Source organism: Paenibacillus sp. SSG-1 (genome assembly GCF_002224835.1).
In the GTDB taxonomy this organism is placed as follows: Bacteria; Bacillota; Bacilli; order Paenibacillales; family Paenibacillaceae; genus Paenibacillus_AQ; species Paenibacillus_AQ favisporus.
In genome coordinates, this window is the sequence record NZ_MBRK01000001.1 from 7,346,327 (window position 1) to 7,363,974 (window position 17,648).

Annotated in this window: 16 protein-coding genes and 5 tRNA genes; 12 read left to right on the plus strand and 9 right to left on the minus strand. The window is 54.6% G+C overall.

Going from position 1 to position 17,648, the window contains the following annotated elements:
• Positions 1–134 precede the first annotated feature (134 nt).
• Positions 135–2,324: an alpha-galactosidase gene (locus tag BCV73_RS33665; RefSeq protein WP_089549974.1), complete on the plus strand. Its 2,190-nt coding sequence runs from the start codon at positions 135–137 to the stop codon at positions 2,322–2,324.
• Positions 2,325–2,866: 542 nt separating this feature from the next.
• Positions 2,867–5,065, plus strand: a complete 2,199-nt coding sequence (locus BCV73_RS33670; protein WP_089550501.1) for a Tex family protein — start codon at positions 2,867–2,869, stop codon at positions 5,063–5,065.
• 203 nt (positions 5,066–5,268) lie between these two features.
• On the opposite strand, the gene BCV73_RS33675 is transcribed toward BCV73_RS33670, so the two are convergent.
• Complete coding sequence (locus BCV73_RS33675) at positions 5,269–5,856, minus strand: CGNR zinc finger domain-containing protein (protein WP_089549975.1); 588 nt, start codon at positions 5,854–5,856, stop codon at positions 5,269–5,271.
• Between the two features lie 150 nt (positions 5,857–6,006).
• On the opposite strand from BCV73_RS33675, the gene BCV73_RS33680 reads away from it, so the two are divergent.
• Positions 6,007–6,495 carry a DinB family protein gene (locus BCV73_RS33680; RefSeq protein ID WP_089549976.1) on the plus strand — a complete coding sequence of 163 codons (489 nt, stop codon included), beginning with the start codon at positions 6,007–6,009 and terminating at the stop codon, positions 6,493–6,495.
• Positions 6,496–6,601: 106 nt separating this feature from the next.
• Here BCV73_RS33680 and cmpA read toward each other — a convergent pair whose 3' ends face one another.
• Positions 6,602–6,730 (minus strand): cortex morphogenetic protein CmpA, encoded by a 129-nt coding sequence (gene cmpA, locus BCV73_RS33685; RefSeq protein ID WP_089549977.1) that lies wholly within the window; start codon positions 6,728–6,730, stop codon positions 6,602–6,604.
• 208 nt (positions 6,731–6,938) lie between these two features.
• Positions 6,939–7,292, minus strand: a complete 354-nt coding sequence (locus BCV73_RS33690) for a hydrolase/acyltransferase (protein WP_076174826.1) — start codon at positions 7,290–7,292, stop codon at positions 6,939–6,941.
• 139 nt (positions 7,293–7,431) lie between these two features.
• On the opposite strand from BCV73_RS33690, the gene BCV73_RS33695 reads away from it, so the two are divergent.
• The 3 genes from BCV73_RS33695 to BCV73_RS33705 all read left to right on the plus strand — a co-directional run bounded on the left by BCV73_RS33695 (position 7,432) and on the right by BCV73_RS33705 (position 8,114).
• Entirely contained in the window at positions 7,432–7,911 is a 480-nt protein-coding gene (locus tag BCV73_RS33695) for a SprT family protein (RefSeq protein WP_084204161.1), read from the plus strand.
• 31 nt (positions 7,912–7,942) lie between these two features.
• Positions 7,943–8,018 (plus strand) — tRNA-Asn (locus BCV73_RS33700).
• 7 nt (positions 8,019–8,025) lie between these two features.
• Positions 8,026–8,114: transfer RNA gene (locus tag BCV73_RS33705), tRNA-Ser, on the plus strand.
• 475 nt (positions 8,115–8,589) lie between these two features.
• Here BCV73_RS33705 and tlp read toward each other — a convergent pair.
• Entirely contained in the window at positions 8,590–8,799 is a 210-nt protein-coding gene (tlp, locus tag BCV73_RS33710; RefSeq protein WP_076174820.1) for a small acid-soluble spore protein Tlp, read from the minus strand.
• 193 nt (positions 8,800–8,992) lie between these two features.
• On the opposite strand from tlp, the gene BCV73_RS33715 reads away from it, so the two are divergent.
• The 6 genes from BCV73_RS33715 (at position 8,993) to BCV73_RS33740 (ending at position 11,680) form a co-directional block, all read left to right on the plus strand.
• Positions 8,993–9,067 (plus strand) — tRNA-Glu (locus tag BCV73_RS33715).
• A 195-nt stretch (positions 9,068–9,262) separates the two neighbouring features.
• A tRNA-Lys gene (locus BCV73_RS33720) sits at positions 9,263–9,338 on the plus strand.
• Between the two features lie 31 nt (positions 9,339–9,369).
• Positions 9,370–9,455 (plus strand) — tRNA-Leu (locus BCV73_RS33725).
• A gap of 157 nt (positions 9,456–9,612) precedes the next feature.
• Complete coding sequence (locus BCV73_RS33730; RefSeq protein ID WP_179232115.1) at positions 9,613–10,269, plus strand: ThuA domain-containing protein; 657 nt, start codon at positions 9,613–9,615, stop codon at positions 10,267–10,269.
• 3 nt (positions 10,270–10,272) lie between these two features.
• Positions 10,273–10,926 carry an SDR family NAD(P)-dependent oxidoreductase gene (locus tag BCV73_RS33735; RefSeq protein WP_089549979.1) on the plus strand — a complete coding sequence of 218 codons (654 nt, stop codon included), beginning with the start codon at positions 10,273–10,275 and terminating at the stop codon, positions 10,924–10,926.
• 13 nt (positions 10,927–10,939) lie between these two features.
• Positions 10,940–11,680 (plus strand): SDR family oxidoreductase, encoded by a 741-nt coding sequence (locus BCV73_RS33740; RefSeq protein WP_089549980.1) that lies wholly within the window; start codon positions 10,940–10,942, stop codon positions 11,678–11,680.
• Between the two features lie 153 nt (positions 11,681–11,833).
• On the opposite strand, the gene BCV73_RS33745 is transcribed toward BCV73_RS33740, so the two are convergent.
• The 5 genes from BCV73_RS33745 to BCV73_RS33765 form a co-directional block, all read right to left on the minus strand.
• A complete protein-coding gene (locus BCV73_RS33745) occupies positions 11,834–13,786 on the minus strand; it encodes an amidase family protein (protein ID WP_256993090.1) in 1,953 nt (650 codons plus the stop codon).
• A gap of 229 nt (positions 13,787–14,015) precedes the next feature.
• The gene (locus BCV73_RS33750) at positions 14,016–14,855 is read right to left on the minus strand and encodes an AraC family transcriptional regulator (RefSeq protein WP_089549981.1); all 840 of its coding nucleotides are present in this window, start codon (positions 14,853–14,855) and stop codon (positions 14,016–14,018) included.
• Between the two features lie 297 nt (positions 14,856–15,152).
• Positions 15,153–16,370 carry an MFS transporter gene (locus BCV73_RS33755; RefSeq protein WP_089549982.1) on the minus strand — a complete coding sequence of 406 codons (1,218 nt, stop codon included), beginning with the start codon at positions 16,368–16,370 and terminating at the stop codon, positions 15,153–15,155.
• Positions 16,371–16,379: 9 nt separating this feature from the next.
• Positions 16,380–16,763: a MarR family winged helix-turn-helix transcriptional regulator gene (locus BCV73_RS33760; RefSeq protein WP_167372902.1), complete on the minus strand. Its 384-nt coding sequence runs from the start codon at positions 16,761–16,763 to the stop codon at positions 16,380–16,382.
• Positions 16,764–16,965: 202 nt separating this feature from the next.
• Positions 16,966–17,583, minus strand: coding sequence for a PAS domain-containing protein (locus BCV73_RS33765; RefSeq protein WP_089549983.1), 618 nt, complete (start codon positions 17,581–17,583; stop codon positions 16,966–16,968).
• Positions 17,584–17,648: the final 65 nt, after the last annotated feature.

Genomic DNA, 17,648 nt, shown 5'->3' on the forward strand with positions numbered 1-17,648 from the left:
TGAACTTGTTTTTAAGTCACATAAGTCCATTGTAAGGGGTTACGCATCCGCTATAATGAATTGTATCCAACGTATGAGCGGGCAGGTGAGTACTGCATCTGCGTCTATCCGCTTGTGATATCAGGGAGGGAATTATGGCGATTCATATCGATACCAAGCAGCAATTATTTCATCTTCAGACCCGCAGTTCAAGCTACGTATTTCAGATTCTTCCGTCCGGCTATGCCGCCCATCTCTATTACGGGAAAAGGCTGCGCGACGCTGACCTGAGCTGGCTGCTCGTGACGACCGAGCGGGCTTCCTTCAGCCCGAATCCGGTGCCGGAGGATCGTACGATCTCCCTGGACACGCTGCCGCAGGAGCTTCCGGTGTACGGAACGAGCGATTTCCGTCACCCGCTGGTACAGTTCCGGCTGCCTGACGGCTCAACCGTCACCGAATTCAAGTACGTGTCGCATCGGGTAGAGCAGGGGAAGCCTCGGATGGAGGGACTTCCTTCGACATATGTGGAGAGCGAGTCCGAAGCCGAAACGCTGTTTGTGAATATGCAGGATCCCGTGTCGGGGCTGCATGTGGAGCTGCAGTACACGGTGATGGAAGCTTATGACGCGCTGACCCGCTCGTTAAAAATCGTGAACGACAGCACCGAACCGGTGGAACTGCTGAGAGCCCTCAGCGCAAGCGTGGACTTCCCGCGCGCCGACTACGAGTGGCTGCAGCTGTCCGGCGCCTGGACCCGGGAACGCGACGTTGTTCGCCGTCCGGTCGCCTATGGCATGCAGGCGGTGGAGAGCCGCCGCGGGGCCAGCAGCCACCAGCAGAACCCGTTTGCGGCGCTGCTGTCTCCGGGGGCGGATGAAGACCACGGCGAGGTCTACGGCTTCAGCTTGGTATACAGCGGAAGCTTTATCGCCCAAGCCGAGGTGGACCAGTTCCGGACGACCCGTCTGTCGATCGGAATCAATCCGTTCGATTTCACCTGGCTGCTGGAGCCGGGAGCCGCATTCCAGACGCCGGAGGCCGTCATGGTCTATTCCTCCGAAGGCCTGGGAGGCATGTCGCGGACCTATCACCGGCTGTACCGCGAGCGCCTGGCCCGCGGCCAGTTCCGGGACAAGGAGCGCCCGATCCTCGTCAACAACTGGGAGGCGACTTACTTCCAGTTCAATGCGGATAAAATCGTCGACATCGCCAAGGCCGGCAAAGAGCTTGGGATCGAGCTGTTCGTCCTGGACGACGGTTGGTTCGGCCATCGCGACAGCGACAATTCCTCGCTTGGCGACTGGGTGGTAGATAAGAACAAGCTGCCGGGAGGACTGGAAGACCTGGTGAACCGCGTGACGGGCATGGGAATGCAGTTTGGCCTCTGGTTCGAGCCGGAGATGATTTCACCGGACAGCGACCTGTACCGCAAGCACCCGGACTGGTGCCTGCATGTACCGGACCGGCGCCGTACGGAAGGCCGCCAGCAGCTGATCCTCGACTTCTCGCGGCAGGATGTGCGCGAGGAGATTGTACGGATGCTGACGGAGGTGCTGAGCAGCGCGTCGATTACGTACGTGAAGTGGGACATGAACCGCAACATGACGGAAATCGGTTCGGCGCTGCTGCCGCCGGAGCGTCAGCGGGAGACGGCGCACCGCTACATGCTCGGCCTCTACGAAGTGATGGAACGGATCACGTCGGCGTTCCCGCACATCCTGTTCGAGAGCTGCTCCGGCGGAGGCGGTCGCTTCGATCCCGGCCTGCTCTATTACATGCCGCAGACGTGGACGAGCGATAACACCGATGCGGTGTCCCGCCTGCGCATCCAGTACGGCACGAGCATCGTTTACCCGGTAAGCGCCATGGGCTCGCATATTTCCGCCGTTCCGAACCACCAGGTGGGACGGTCTACGCCGCTCGACATGCGCGGCTACGTCGCCATGTCAGGCAACTTTGGCTACGAGCTCGACTTGACGAAGTTCACCGAAGAAGAGAAGGAAGTCGTCAAGCGGCAGGTAGCGCTGTATAAGGAAATCCGCGGGCTCGTCCAGACCGGCGAGATGTACCGGCTCCTCAGCCCGTTTGAAGGCAATGAGACCGCCTGGATGTTCGTGGCGGAAGACGGCAGCGAGGCCGCGGTCTTCTATTTCCGGGTGCTGGCCGAATCCAACGCGCCGCTGAACCGCCTCAAGCTGAAGGGGCTCGATCCGGCCGCAGATTATGCGCTGGTGGGCACAAGCGAGGTGTACACTGGCGACGCCCTGATGTATGCGGGCATCGCGGTAGGCGCTGAGCGCGGGGATTACCACAGCGAGTTTTTCCGCTTCCGGCGCGTATAAGCCCCGGCCCCTTCCAGAATTAACCGGCCTCCGGCCTGCGTAAAGGTCTATACAGATGGAAGCCGCAGCAGTATGATGAACCTTGCCCTGTTTATGGGGTAAGGTTCTTTTTGCTTTTTCAGGGGAAATCTACCGTGGTATGGAAGCTTTCTCCTGCCAAACATGACCGCTGGAAAAATGGTTAAAAGTTTGTGATAATAAGATATGAAAACTTTGTAGATTTGCCTAAAGTTTTGGTTTGATCTCACAGTTTTCCATAGAGGCTGTCCGCCCGTTAATCGGACTGGCCGCCAGGCAAGCTGACACTGATACCTATAACGCCGCAGGAAGCCGCCCTGCTGATATGAAATTTTCGGTACGACGGTTTGCGGCAGCAGGCGTTTATAAACCAGACCAACCCGATTTTTCGACTCGGACAAGTCTGTGACCAATCACATGATGACGAATGAATGTTTTAATGACGACGATGATGAGAGAACGTTTGAATACATGGAAACGCAAGTACGAATGGGAAAGAGGGATTTCTTTTGACGGAAAAGGAAATGGTTATCGAACAGAATGGTGAAGTACTGAAGGCACAGGAAAAGGAGCGGATCGTGCAGCAGATTGCCAAGGAGCTGCAGCTGTCCCTGAAGCAGATTCGGACGACGGTGGGACTGCTGGATGAGGGCAACACGATTCCGTTTATCGCCCGTTACCGTAAGGAAATGACCGGGGAATTGGATGAGAACCAGCTGCGCGGAATCGAAGAGCGCGTGACTTATCTGCGGAATTTGGAAGAGCGCAAGCGCGAGGTCATCCGGATTATCGACGAGCAGGGGAAATTGACCGGGGAGCTCAAGACGGCAATCGAGAAGGCGGCCAAGCTCCAGGAAGTGGAAGATTTGTACCGTCCGTACCGGCAGAAGCGCAAAACCCGTGCCAGCGTCGCCAAAGAGAAGGGACTTGAGCCGCTCTCCGAGTGGATCATGGCTCAGCCAAAGCAGGGGGATGTGCACAAGGAAGCCGCCAAATACGTCGATGCGGAAAAGGGTGTGGAAACGGCGGACGATGCGATTTCCGGCGCGATGGACATACTGGCGGAGAACCTGGCCGACGATGCGACCATCCGGGCCTGGGTGCGGCGTTATACGATGGACCATGGAATGCTGACCTCGGAAGCGAAGGATCCCGAGCAGGAGTCCGTGTACGAGAACTATTACAACTACCGGGAGCTGGCGAAAAAGATGCCGCCTCACCGCATTTTGGCCATTAACCGCGGAGAACGCGAAAATATTCTTAAAGTCGGCCTCGACGTGCAGCCTGAGTCGATCCACAATTTTATGGCGCGTCAGGTCATCAAGGGCAGCTCGGCGGTGCAGCCGATCCTCACGGCCGTTATTGAAGATGCTTACAAACGGCTGATCGCCCCTTCCATCGAACGCGAAATCCGCGCTGAGCTGACCGAGAAGGGGGAGAATCAGGCGATTTCGATCTTCTCCGGCAACCTGCGCAGCCTGCTGCTGCAGCCGCCGGTCAAGGGCCGCTGTGTTCTCGGGGTGGATCCGGCCTACCGGACAGGCTGCAAGCTCGCCGTCGTGGACGATACCGGCAAGCTGCTCGAGGTGGCAGTGACGTACCCAACGCCGCCGAACAACAAAAAGAAAGAAGCCGCCGCAAAGTTCAACGAGCTGATTAAGAAATACAGCATCCAGCTGATCGTGATCGGCAACGGTACGGCTTCGCGCGAGACGGAACAGTTCGTGGCAGAAGTAATCAGCGACATTGGCGTTCCGGACCTTGCTTACCTGATCGTCAACGAGGCCGGAGCGAGCGTGTATTCGGCGTCCAAACTGGCCCAGGAGGAATTCCCGGATCTTGACGTTGCGGAGCGCAGCGCCGTGTCCATCGCCCGCCGCGTGCAGGACCCACTGGCTGAGCTTGTAAAGATCGAGCCGAAGGCGATCGGTGTCGGCCAATACCAGCATGACGTCTCCCAGAAGCATTTGGACGAGAGTCTGAAGACCGTCGTCGAATCGGCCGTCAACCATGTCGGTGTCGACGTGAATACCGCTTCGCCGTCGCTGCTGTCCTATGTGTCCGGCGTCAACGCGACGACCGCCAAAAACATCGTGAAATACCGCGATTCCAACGGTAAGTTTTTGAGCCGTAAAGAACTGCAGAATGTGCCGCGGCTGGGAGCCAAAACCTACGAGCAGTGCATCGGATTTATGCGCATCTCCGAGGGCGATAACCCCCTCGACCGCACGCCAATCCATCCGGAATCGTACAAGGTGGTGGACCGTCTGTTCCGCGAGCTTGGTGTCGGCATGGAGAAGCTGGGAACGCCTGAGCTGTCCGAGCTGCTGGGGCGTCAGGACGTGGAGAAGCTGGCGGAGGTGCTGGAAGTTGGCGTGCCTACGCTGCGCGACATTCTGGAGAGCCTTCAGCGCCCGGGGCGCGACCCGCGGGAGGAGCTGCCGCTGCCTATTTTCCGGACGGACGTGCTGAAGATCGAGGATTTGACCCCAGGCATGGAGCTGCAGGGCACCGTACGCAACGTCATCGACTTCGGGGCTTTTGTGGACATCGGGATCAAAAGCGACGGTCTCGTCCACATTTCGCAGCTCAGCAGCGGCTATGTCAAGCATCCGATGGACGTGGTGTCCGTCGGCGATAACGTGACAGTATGGGTGCTGAACGTCGATTTGAAAAAAGGCCGTGTCGGCCTGACGATGCGCAACCCGCATCAGGGAGAATAATCTTATCTCAAGACTGTAAGTAAACAAGATCGGATTATAACCAGATCAGGATTTAAAGGATTTTATAAGATAGGTATATATGGAGTTCCGGCCAACATGGCGTTCTTTAGCTGGTTCATGATCGCTGCCGGACTCCTTCCCATAGCCCACCCGAAGAATGGAAAAAAATGTTTCCAGTCTTCGGGATTTTGGTGTGTTCGGGTTTAGGTTTGGTTATGGTCGTGGTCGTGGTCGTGGCCGTGGTCGTGCTGGGTCGCTTTCTTACGTGCCCGGAATCGTCGAACCTTCATCAAATTCCCGCACATTTTGTCATCGCAGTAGCGTTTGGAACGGTTGCGGGTATCGTCATAATACACCCAGAGGCAGTCCGGATTGTCACAGATCCGGATTCTTGCCGTTTCGCCATTGGCGATCGTCTCGGCGAAAGACGCGGCGATCTCCGACATGACCTGCTGCCAGTCCCAGCGGACCGGTTTGTTCCCAGTAGACAAGCTGTCTTCGCGGTAGAACAGCTCCCGAATGACGGGGCCGGCGGACATGACCGCATTTAGCCTGCCGATCGCCTCGGCTTCAAGGGAAACACCCTGGACGATGGAGGTGACCATGCCATGAATCAAGGAGCGGAGCTCTTTCAGCTGCTGCAGCTCGTGGGGGTTCGGTTCATCGAGTAACGGCAGCTGCTGCTCCTGCAGCCATGCCCGCAGCCATCCGGGCCGGTCCAACCGGTCCTCGGACTTGCCGCTGCCCCGCCAATCATGCCAGTCACTGTTCAAAAAATCATCCCAAAGCATACGTTATCCTTCCTTTCAGGTCCATTGTAACAACTAAATAATTATTTTGCTAGTTACTTGACCGGCAGAAATAGACTGTGTTAATTTATGGATGTAACTAATAAATTGATTTTAGTTCGTTACAAAAAACCGGACAGGGAGGATTTGTAGATGGGCCAAACTCAAGAGCAGCTGCTAAGATGGGATGAATGTTTTGATCATGAAGGCTGGTATCCGCCGCTTGTACCTGCATTGGACGGTGTAACCGCTGAGGAAGCGGTATGGAAGCCGGAAGGGGAAGCCATCAACACGATCTGGGAGAACGTAAACCACCTGCTTTATTACAAGGAATATTACCTGCAGCGGATGCGCGGCGAGGAACCGGACGGCAAGGCGTCCAGCAACGATGAGACGTTCAGGAACGTCGAAGATGGAGATGAGGCCTGGCAGAAGACGGTTGATCGGCTCAAAAGGATCCATCTCGAGATCCGTAGCTTCCTGTCCGGTTTGAGTGACAGCGAGCTGAACGCGCCGTTTCGGGACAGGCCGCTTTCCGGCTTGATTCACAGCCTGATGATGCATGACGCCTATCATACGGGTCAGATCATTTTGCTTCGCAAGCTGAAAGGGAGCTGGCCGGCTTCGAGAAGCTTTGAGTAGGTAACAAGGAGCACACTGACTATTGAAATCGTCTAAACCAAACGCAAAAAACAGGCGGGTACACGGTACCGGCCTGTTTGCATGGAGCGGGCTCATTTCTAAATATTTATCGGGCGTCCGAGTTTTCTTCCGGGGCGTTTCGGTAGAAGAACCAGCATTCGTTGAGCAGTTTGATCTGGCGTCTGTCTTTTTTGTGAAACGCCTTCCTCAGCTGATTACAGAGCCATTGCGGCAAGGGTGATCTCCTCCTCTTGCATTCCGTCTCTACGGTCAGCATATGGGGAGAACGCCCAAAGCGTGCAGGTCTCATTTGAATTTCCCGGGTTCTGCAAGGGGACGGGATTGTATTTTATAAACGCATCCCATTATGCATTCCTTCACGATTCTCTTCGCTGTGATCCCGGTTCAGTTCATGGCTATTTCCGTAATAACGCTGCGGCGGCCTAGCCCTCCGCTTCCTCCTCATACCACTGTTCCAGTTGGGCTTGAAGGGCACGGATTTCGGTCAGCAGGGCGATGAGGGGATAGCTCTGTTCATCAATCGAAGCAAAGGACTGCTCCAATGCGTTGATGTAGGCAAGTCCATCCTGAATTTGCAGATGTTCCTGCAGCAGATCCAACTGATCGCATTCCGCCACGGCGAGCGGCAGCTCCGGGACGACGGAGGCGGTCAATTTGTCTATTTCCTTATTGAGGCGCAGGTTCAGCGCGCTGAGCTGGTAAGCGTAATCGGCGGGCATTTCCACAAAAAAGAGGTCGGCATTTTTCTGTAAAATTACATATCTCATCTTCGGCATAAGGCGCAAAAATCTCCCTCCATAACATTCTACTTGTCAGTGTAGCGTATGGGGAAGTTATAATTCAAGAGAATGTTTCTTTCGGGACAACCGCCCCGAAGACCGTCAAATTCAGTCAGAGGAGGACCTCATGGACGTCATGAGCAATGAAGAGCTGCAAGCTTGGGTGGAGCGGATTTCGGAGGAAAGCTTCGGCCTGCCTTTCAGGCATCGGGCCACGTTCAACCGGAGATTATCCACAACGGGCGGGCGCTATTTTATGAAAAGCCATCATATCGAAATCAATCCCCATCAGCTCGAAGCGAACGGGCGGGAGGAAGTGGAAAAGATCATCAAGCATGAGCTGTGCCATTACCATTTGCACCTGACGGGAAGGGGCTACAAACACCGGGATCCGGATTTTAAAATGCTGCTGCAGCAGGTCGGGGGAAGCCGATACTGCCAGTCGCTGCCTTCGGCGCGTGAGCGTAAGGTTCAGCCTTACCGGTACCAGCTGGTGTGCCGCCAGTGCGGGATGGTGTACCTGCGCAAACGCAAGGTCGATCCCCGCCGTTACCGGTGCGGGAAATGCGCTGGAAATCTTCGTTTGAACAAGCTTGACTCCGCTACAAAATCATGATAAATTATTTGGTGTTACCATATAACAACGTTCCCTGATAGCTCAGTTGGTAGAGCACTCGACTGTTAATCGAGTTGTCACAGGTTCGAGTCCTGTTCGGGGAGCCAGTTTCTTGGAGAGATACCCAAGTGGCTATAAGGGGACCCTCTGCTAAGGGGTTAGACTGCGTAAGCGGTGCGAGGGTTCGAATCCCTCTCTCTCCGTTTTGAAATACTTCGTAAGAAAGCTCCCACCGCCTTTGCGGCTGGGGGCTTTTTGGTGTAAAGGGATGAGGACCCTCGGGGGAGGGTTCGTCGGAGCAAAAGCTTCGGGAGGATCGGCACCGCAGTCTCGAACGAAGTGAGAGTATCCCTCTCTCTCCGGTTTGAAATACTTCGTAAGAAAGCTCCCACCGCTTTTGCGGCTGGGGGCTTTTTGGTGTAAAAGGGATGAGAACCCTCGGGGGAGGGGGCGTCGGAGCATAAGCTTCGGGAGGATCGGCATCGCAGTCTCGAACGAAGTGAGAGTATCCCTCTATCTCCGTTTTGGAATACTTCGTAAGAAAGCTCCCACCGCTTTTGCGGCTGGGGGCTTTTTGGTGTAAAGGGATGAGAACCCTCGGGGGAGGGGGCGTCGGAGCAACAAAACAACCCCCATTCATCATTGGACAGGGGGCTGTTTGGGCGAATCCTTAAAGCTTTATTTTTCGTCTTCGTACTCTTCCCGCATGCCTTCAATTGCTCTTTCGCGCTTGGCGTTTTTGTGCTGAAGGTTGTGAACTTCCTGACCAGAAATTTCCTCGGCGTGTTCGGCCAAATAATCGTTGGTTTCGTTAATGTTGTCCTGCGTGTTGATAATGGCGGTTTTGATCTTTTCCGCGTTATCAGAACGGTCGTCTGGTTTAGCCATTGATTTTTGTCTCCTTGTCGTGTGTTGATGTCATTGACGTGTATAGGATGCCAAATAAGGGATGATTTTATGCCCGGGAATAGGAGAGAAGTGGCAGCGACACTTTTTTAAAAATATTACAAAAAGGGCTTGCCAAGCTTTTTTGTTCTATGCTATACTCAGTCTTGTCGTCAAGAAAGTGATGTTACGATATGGCCCGTTGGTCAAGGGGTTAAGACACCTCCCTTTCACGGAGGTAACATGGGTTCGAATCCCATACGGGTCACCACTTTCATTGCTTGCAACAGGGGATGAAAACCCAAGGCGGGTTCGTCGAAGCGCTGCATCGTTAGGATCAGCTTCGCAGTCTCGAACGAAGTGAGAGTATCCCATACGGGTCACCACTTTCATTGCTTGCAGCAGAATAAGAATTCCAATATCTGTACCATCTATGCTTATGGGCGCGCAGGTTGTGGATCATCGAGAGCCATTAGCTCAGTTGGTAGAGCACCTGACTTTTAATCAGGGTGTCGAAGGTTCGAGTCCTTCATGGCTCACCAGTTTTTTAAAATAGCAGTTCCCTTTAAACGTGCGGTAGTGGTGGAATGGCAGACACGCTATCTTGAGGGGGTAGTGGGCGTACGCCCGTGGAGGTTCGAGTCCTCTCTACCGCACCATAATTTGATTAATGACAATCCTTGCGAATGAGCAAGGATTTTTTTGTTATATCCGCATTCTGCATGATCGGACCTGGAACCGGGTTGCGTGGCAAGCGGGTTTCTGGAATACTGGGAGTAATATACTTTGCAAACGCTGTCAAAGGAGGGGAACATCGTGAACATACTCGTATTATGCGACGATCAATGGCATCCGGCCGATGTAGTGAAGGGTGGCTTGGAGCCGCTTCGGGCAGGCGGGTTCAATTTTCACTACATTTTGGAAACCGACGCCGAATGGCAGGACTCGCTGGAAAGGTTGCTTACGGAATATGACTTGCTGATCTTGGCGAAATCCAATCGGGTCTCCGCGGTAAAAGAGCAACCGTGGCTCACAGCCCAAACCGGTGGTCTGCTGCAGCGTTACGTCAGCGCGGGTGGCGGTCTTCTCGTCCTGCACTCCGGTACGATAGGTTACCGGGACATAGAGGACGTGCGCGGGCTGGTCGGAGGAGTCTTTCATCACCATCCGGAGCAGTGTCCGGTCACGGTCGAACCGGTACAAGACACGGAGATTACCCGGGGAGTCCAAGCCTTCACGTTGCAAGACGAGCACTATTTCATGGATATGACTGACCAGAGTGAAGTGAATATATTTATGGTGACCCGGTCGGAATATGGGGAGCAGCCGGGCGGATGGACCCGAACGGAAGGCGAGGGAAGGGTTTGCGTGCTGACACCCGGCCACAATTTGGCGGTTTGGCTGCATCCGGGCTACCAGCAGCTGCTGCGGCAAGCATTGACGTGGACCGCATCAGCGCCGAAAGGAGAATGAATCATGGACCAGGTTGTTTTGATTACGGAAGTTCACCGTCCGTGGGAATGCGCACTAGTTCAGGAATTCGCTAAAAAGGGTTGGCGCGTCATGGGGTGCAGTCCCGTTCCCGAAGAGGAATTTCAGGACGCCTTGGATACGGATAAAATACATATCTTTACGATGGATACAAGGTCCAGAGAATCGGTGCAGCAGGCAGTCTGGCGGATTCAAGAGCATACCAGCCGGGTGGATCTGCTCGTTTGCGGAACGGCATCCAGCCTGGGGAGGGAGGCGGCCGGAATCGCCAATATGTCGGCGGATCTCGTATTGGAAGATTACCAGGCGAATACGCTAGGTCCGATTCGTGTCATCGAGGCGTGCCTGCCTCTTATGGATAACGGGCTGCGAAGAATCGCGCTGCTGTCCGATGTCCAAGGCAGTTTGGGGCTTGGCCTTTCGGGGGCAGGGACAGGATATGCGATGTCCAAAGCTGCGCTGCATATGGCGTACACCATGCTGCATGGGGATCTGAGCGGCAAGGGGTTCACGTTCCGGCTGTTTGAGCCTGGATCGGAGCATGAAACGGGGGCTTCGGCTGAAGCGGCTGCTGCTTATTTTACCGGGGCCAGGGAAGATGAAGAGCGGGTAGTTATGCTGGATTGGCGGGGACAGTAGGAGGTGCTTACGGATGAGCAGGAGCAGAGTTGCCGTTGTTACAGGCGCGGACCGGGGGTTGGGACTTGGCATAACAAAAAGGCTGCTGGAGCTGGGCTGGGACGTTTTTGCCGGGAGTTACCTGGCGGATTGGCCGGAACTGACGGAGCTTAGACAGAAAGAGCCGGAGCGGCTGTATGTCATTCCGCTGGACGTAGCCAGCGATGAGAGCGTTCAGGCGGCCAGCCGGGCGGTTGGGAGCAAGACTGATCGGGTGGATGTGCTGATCAATAATGCGGGGATCGCCACACGTTACCCCAGAACGATTCATGAAGAGCAGGTCGAGGAGGAGTTGCTGCGAATTTACAACGTTAACGCGGTTGGACCCATGCGGATGGCGCAGGCGTTTGTGCCGCTGCTGAGAGCGGGGTCCGGAAAGCGCATGTGCTTCGTGTCCTCGGAAGCGGGGAGTATCAACCGCAGCTTTCGCGATAACTGGTACGGGTACTGTATGTCCAAAACCGCGCTGAACCGGGGAGTTCAATGCCTGTTTGAAGAACTCCGTCCCGAAGGCTTTACCTTTCGTCTGTACCATCCGGGCTGGGTCAGATCCTATATGTCGGGTGAGCTGAATACCGAAGGTGACCTGGATGCCGATGATGCGGCGCGCATGGCGGTGGCCTATTTTCTGCGGGACCGCTATGAAGGACCAGGGATTCAGGAGGAGGACCGGTTGGTCATGAGGGACTGGCTGGGCCGGGAGTGGCCGTGGTAGGAAGCTGATATGGAAAAAGGAAAAAGCGCACCTTGCGGCACGCTGAAAGGGTCGGACCTGATTAGGGTGTCCGCCCGGACAGGCAGCCGGGGGTGCGCTTTTTGAAAATGATTTTTAGAAGGTACGTCGGATAGATGATTTTCTTGGGTGTCCTTAAGGCGTCGTCTGCGGTGCCACGCGGTGATGAGTGTGCTGCTCAAAGCTGTACGCCAGCTTGATCAGCTCCGGCTCGCTGAAGGCTCTGCCGAAGAAGTCGATGCCGACCGGCAGATGGTCGCTGGTGAAGCCAGCCGGTACGGTGACCGTCGGCCAGCCGGTGAAGGAGCTTAGTTTGAAGGCGTCGCCCGCCACCTGCTCCTGGCCGATTTTCACGGCTGTTTTGGAGGAGGTCGGGAAGATAAGGGCATCCAGATGGTTGTCCGCCATCATTTTGAGGACCGCTTCCTGTACGTATTTGGTGCGGAACAGGACGATGTCCTTGTACTCCTGGGCATCCAGCGATTCACGGTTGTTGCGGTCGATCAGGGCTTTTTCAATCGACGGGTCGTATTTGCCCGAAGCGATCAGCTCGTCCAAAGACTTGTAAGGCGTAGCATCGCCGAGGGACTTCAGGTAGTCGTTGAATTGGAACTTGAATTCCCAGGCGCTTAGGCTTCCATATTTGTTGATGAGATCGAAGTTCGGAATTTTGACGTTTTCCACCAACGTCGCCCCGGCCGCTTTCATCTCTTCGATAGCCTGGGACACGACTGCGTTGACCTGGGCGTCGTCTCCGAATACTTCGCGGACAATGCCGATTCTTGCTCCTTTGAGGCCGTCCTTATCGAGATAATCCGTATAATCCTTCGGCACGAAACCGACGCTCTTCGCGGTTGCGATGTCTTTCGGGTCATAGCCGGCCGTCGCGTTCAATATGAATGCGGCGTCTTCCACGGTACGGGCGATTGGGCCGCCGGTATCCTGCGTCAGGGCAAGCGGAGCGATGCCGTAGCGGCTCGACAAGCCGACCGTCGGACGAATGCCGACCAGGCTGTTGAACGAGGAAGGAATCCGGATCGATCCGCCGGTGTCGGTACCCATGCCTACGGCTGCCAGATTGGCGGCTACCGCGGCTGCGGTTCCGCCGCTGGATCCGCCGGGCACGCGGGTCGGGTCATAAGGGTTCAGCGTCTGCCCGCCCAATGAGCTGACGGTTGTATAGCCAAAAGCGAACTCATGCAGGTTAGCTTTGCCGATAATGATTGCCCCAGCATCGCGCAGCTCCTTGACTTGTGTGGCATCCTCCGGAGGGATGACATCCTTTAAGCCGATATTCCCGGAAGAGGTCGGCATGTCGGAAGTGTTGTAGTTGTCTTTGACGATCACCGGAATCCCGTGCAGCGGGCTGCGTTCCCCTTTGGCTGCGCGTTCGGCGTCCAGCTGCTTCGCCGTTTCCAGCGCTTTATCGTTCAAGGTGATGATGCTGTTCAGCTTCGGGCCCTGATCATCGTACTTCGCGATCCGGTCCAAATACTGCTGGACAAGTTCCTCTGAGGTCAGCCGGCCGGTTTCCATCGCCTTTTGCATCTCCCCAATGGTCGCTTCCGTCAGCTTGAACGGCTGCAAATATTGATACAGGCGGTAGATGATCGTGGCGGCTTCCCGGTGCGTCAGCGGCTTGCCGTATCCGAAAGTTTGGGAGGAGCTGCCCTGCATGAGGCCGGCGGTATAGACATTGGCGATGGCTTTGCTGTAAGGGCTGCCTCCGGCAATGTCTTGGTAGCCTGCGGAAGCGGCGTAAGGGACATGGATGACGGAATCCAGCAGTACGGCGGCCTTTTCGCGTGTCAATGCACCGCTAATATTGGAACCGGATGGGCTTACCGTCCTCCCGGCTTCTTCTGCAGCGAGTTTCATCGCTTCGGCAAACTCTGCGGCAGTAATCGGTTTGCTGCTGGCGGTAAGGGAGGTCAGAGATTTGGGCATCCAGCTCTGGGACAGTGCATCGGCCGTCTCACCGCTTAGAGCTGCCGTGGAAGCGGCTGGTGAGGCAAAGGCCAGCGTCGGGGTCAGCGATAAAGCTGAAACGATTAAAACCGTGAATAGATTGCTCTTAAAACTCTTCAAGTCGTTCTCCTCCAATACAGCGTTATGTATTCTGACTTTGTGGCGGAAGGAAGGCATCGTTTGAAATTTCCGCGGGAGAAACTTCGCAGGATGGAGGACGAACCCGCAGAAACTGGGGATAAACGAATGCCTTCACTCCGTCATTGGAGTCTATTATATTGAAGAAGAGTTAACATGAATTGTATAAAACGGAATTTGTGTCAGGAAAGTTTACGCAACAATAACTGGATTACGATTTCCGCAGGAGCTGCACCATCCAGTGGGTTGGGCATTCGCTGCTGAATTTTTTGAACTCGTGGATAAAGTGGGCCTGGTCGTAATAGCCGTACTCTGAAATAATGTCGTTAAAAGCCGCCCGCGACGGATGCAGCAGTCTGCCCACGGCCGATTGATACCGGATGATCTGGCAGAACAGCTTGGGAGAGAGGCCTATATACGCCTCGAACAGGGATCGAAAACTCCGTGTTGAACAGTCCATAGCTGTAGAGAGCTCGGTTATGCTGATATTGCCGCAGGACTGAAAAATAAGCCGGATGGCCTGATAAAAGTATGGCGGTACAGAAGCGGCAGTGCATGGCCCGGAATGAAGCAGCTTACGGAGGCCGCTGTGGAAACTGGATATTCTGCGATGGAATGAGGCGTCCTCCGCCTGGATTTGCTGTATGGCGGCGGCTGGAATAGATAAAGCGCGATCCAGCGGCGTGGATCGGTCCGCCAATTCTTTTAGCGGAATTTTAAAAGCAGGAGCGAGGGGGACGGGAAGCAGCCGGACACCGAAGTATAACGTGCCTGGACGAAACGGCACCTCCCGGCGGCAAAGGACGCTGCCGAGAAGCAAGGAATCGGTAGGAAAGCCTCCGACCGGGAACAACATATCGACATGTCCCCCGGGCAGCACGGGGCAGCGTCCTGAGTGGCCACGTGGGACCGAGAATTGGTAGAACAGAACAGGCAGCGGAGTGTCTGGTAATAAGTCGCAATGCTCTGTGTAATCGGTAAAATGCTTGGCAAAGCCCGGCTGAACGGGCATAAACGTCTCGAAGGCAGTGGATGCGGCCGGCATGTTCATCGTAATCTCTCCCCCGGAATTGGAATAGAAATATGGCTTATGGTAGATAATATGACTATTTTACTCCTTGATTGATAGATTTGAAAGTATATTTAACATTTTAAGTTATAAAATATGACATTTATTTATGTAGTAATGTTCATTGATGCATTGGGAGAGCCACTAGTGGAACCAGGGTAACTACAGGGAGTAGGTGATGTGTGGGGCCGGGGGCATATGGCTGTGATTGTAAAAGAAATAAAAAGCACCCTTCTGCCAGGTACAGAAAGGTGCTGAATCGATCAAGCCCAAGGGGCTTTAGACGGTTGTGGACGTTCCGGTATCGCGGTTTGGCATGTTGTTGTTCTTGGCCCGTTTCGCAAGATAGAACGCGTATACCATGATGAACAGGACGAGGAACAAGGATGCATAACGGTACATTGCCCCGTAAGTCGAGTATTGGGCGATCTGGCCCAAAATCATGGCTCCAACGGCGATGCCAAGGTCCAGTGAGTTGAAATACATACTGTTGGCGAGTCCCTGCTTTTGTGGAGGAACCTGCTGCAGCATCCAGGATTGAAGGGTCGGTTGAACCGTGCCGAATCCGAGGCCGTAGCAGAGGGCGGCAAGGGCTAAAAATCCGGTGGTATGGGCATAAGATAACAGCCATAGCCCTCCAATGAGCAGCACCGCCGACGGAATGAGCAGGGCGATATGCCCCTTGCGGTCGTAAATTTTGCCCGAGATGGGCCGAATCAGCACGACGGCGGCCGCATTGAACAGAAAGAACAGCGATGCGTTCGCGAGGCTGGCCTCTTTTCCGAACAAATTAATAAAACTGAGCAGTCCGCCATAGGTAATGGACATCAGCAGGTTCATCAGGCTGGGCAGAAGGAGCGCTTTCGGAAAGCCCTGCTTCTGGGGCACCGCCGTAAATTCTTTTGGAATGGCCGGGGCGGCCGGCTTTACCTTTTTGGTCAGTGGAATGACCAGTGGGAAGATCAGGGCAATAACGATTAGTGTAGCGTATACCAGCGTGTCGAACCCTTTGTTCTCCAGAAGCGCCGTCCCGATGACAGGTCCAAGCGAAAGGGCGATGCTTGTCGACAGTCCGAAATAGCCCATGCCCTCGCCCAGCCTGCGGACCGGTATAATACCGGATGCCATCGTAGGCAGCGTCGTGCTGCCCATGCCGAAACCCACCCCGAACACGATCCGCATCAGCAGCAGCAGCGCCATCGTGCCGCTCCACAGGTAACCGAAGGTGGCGAGCAGCGCTAAGGCAAGGCCGATATATAAGATTTGATTGCGGATGCCTCTCTCCAAAGCCTTGGCAGAATACAGGCGCGCCGCGATCGCAGCCAGCGAGAACAGGGTCGTAAACATGCTGACCATGAAGGCGCTGGCGTGAAAATGTTCTTTTACATAGCCGGACAGAGGGGATACGATCATTTGCAAATTTAAAAATAACAGCAGGTTGCACAGCGTAAGCATAATAAACTCACGTGTCCACAGTTTCTCTCGGGTGTCGTTCATAGGTGACTCCTACTCCATTAAAATTCGATCTATATTTTTATTGATTTGATCCATGATGCGGTTCAGTGACTCCAATTGCTCGTCCGTAATGCCGGCGATCAGCTCGTCATTAAGCTTCAGCTCCATCGGGATCGTTTCTTTCATCAGCTCCTGCACGGCTGGCGTGGCGTAGATTAAATAAGCCCGGCGGTCGGCCGGATCCGGCTTGCGCTGAATCAGTTCTTTCTTGTCCAGCACATCGAGAATGCGGGTGATGGAGGGCTGGTCTTTGCCGGAGCGAAGCGCGAGTTCCTTCTGGTTAATGCCTTCCTGGAGGTGAACCTGGTACAGTACGGACCATTGCTCGGGTGTGATGCCGTAAGGTTTAAGCAGGCCTGCAAAAATAGAAGACATTCTGCGGGACATATTTCCGTATCGGAAACCGATCGTTTGGGACGAAGATGAGAAGCGGGTCAGGGAAAACACTCCTTCAAAATATAATTGTCATAACAATTATATGGATATGAACAAAGAACGTCAACGAAAAAAAGCTGCAGTGCGTTGACGATGATTTTGAAGAAGTGTTTGGTTGGGGTAGAGACTGGTGGTGGGGCAGCTACTGGTGAGTAGGCGTGTCCAATATGGACGAGTACTTGGGATACAGCCGCCGTATGCAGTCCGGGCAAATATCGTGCGTGAATTCGGTGTGGGCATGCTTTTGCAAAAAACTCTCGATGGAATTCCACAAGTCATCGTCATCGCGGATTCGTTTGCAGACGGCGCAGATGGGCAGCAATCCGCGTAGAGTGCGGATCTGGGACAAGGCGGTCATCAAGTCGTTCTCGAGCTGCTTGCTTCGGCTGATATCCGACAGGCAGACGATCATTCCCCGAGGTTCCTCCCTGGCGCCGTTCCGGAGCGGGAAAGCCTCGATTTGAAACCAGCGGGAGGGCTGGATGCAGCTCGACCGGAATTCGTTCCTGTAGTATGTAGAAATACCCTGCAAAACCGCCTGGAGTCTGTCCATGTCTTGTTCGTCTTCTCCCGAAAGGGCGTCGGCGATTTGCATAAAATTAATACCAACCCAGTTAAAGGATTGGGGGACGCCTTCGTCATACGCGCTTTGAATCCAGGCGTGGTTCACTGAAATGATAACTCCTCCGGCATCCACGACGGCAATACATTGCCTCATGGCATGGATCAATTCATGATAAGAAATGTCGAGTGTGTGCAAAAGCGGTCGCTCCCTGTCTTGGTATTGGTCATAAGCGGGCCCGAATCGCGTTGGAAAGGTAATGT

What these genes read in the sequence shown, in the direction of transcription:
- BCV73_RS33740 (WP_089549980.1), top strand. Translation starts at nt 10,940, where the DNA reads ATGAGCAGGAGCAGAGTTGCCGTTGTTACAGGCGCGGACCGGGGGTTG.
- BCV73_RS33690 (WP_076174826.1), bottom strand. Translation starts at nt 7,292, where the DNA reads ATGCCGAAGATGAGATATGTAATTTTACAGAAAAATGCCGACCTCTTT.
- BCV73_RS33750 (WP_089549981.1), bottom strand. Translation starts at nt 14,855, where the DNA reads ATGAACATGCCGGCCGCATCCACTGCCTTCGAGACGTTTATGCCCGTT.
- BCV73_RS33680 (WP_089549976.1), top strand. Translation starts at nt 6,007, where the DNA reads ATGGGCCAAACTCAAGAGCAGCTGCTAAGATGGGATGAATGTTTTGAT.
- BCV73_RS33670 (WP_089550501.1), top strand. Translation starts at nt 2,867, where the DNA reads ATGGTTATCGAACAGAATGGTGAAGTACTGAAGGCACAGGAAAAGGAG.
- BCV73_RS33675 (WP_089549975.1), bottom strand. Translation starts at nt 5,856, where the DNA reads ATGCTTTGGGATGATTTTTTGAACAGTGACTGGCATGATTGGCGGGGC.
- tlp (WP_076174820.1), bottom strand. Translation starts at nt 8,799, where the DNA reads ATGGCTAAACCAGACGACCGTTCTGATAACGCGGAAAAGATCAAAACC.
- BCV73_RS33760 (WP_167372902.1), bottom strand. Translation starts at nt 16,763, where the DNA reads ATGTCTTCTATTTTTGCAGGCCTGCTTAAACCTTACGGCATCACACCC.
- BCV73_RS33735 (WP_089549979.1), top strand. Translation starts at nt 10,273, where the DNA reads ATGGACCAGGTTGTTTTGATTACGGAAGTTCACCGTCCGTGGGAATGC.
- BCV73_RS33755 (WP_089549982.1), bottom strand. Translation starts at nt 16,370, where the DNA reads ATGAACGACACCCGAGAGAAACTGTGGACACGTGAGTTTATTATGCTT.
- BCV73_RS33665 (WP_089549974.1), top strand. Translation starts at nt 135, where the DNA reads ATGGCGATTCATATCGATACCAAGCAGCAATTATTTCATCTTCAGACC.
- BCV73_RS33695 (WP_084204161.1), top strand. Translation starts at nt 7,432, where the DNA reads ATGAGCAATGAAGAGCTGCAAGCTTGGGTGGAGCGGATTTCGGAGGAA.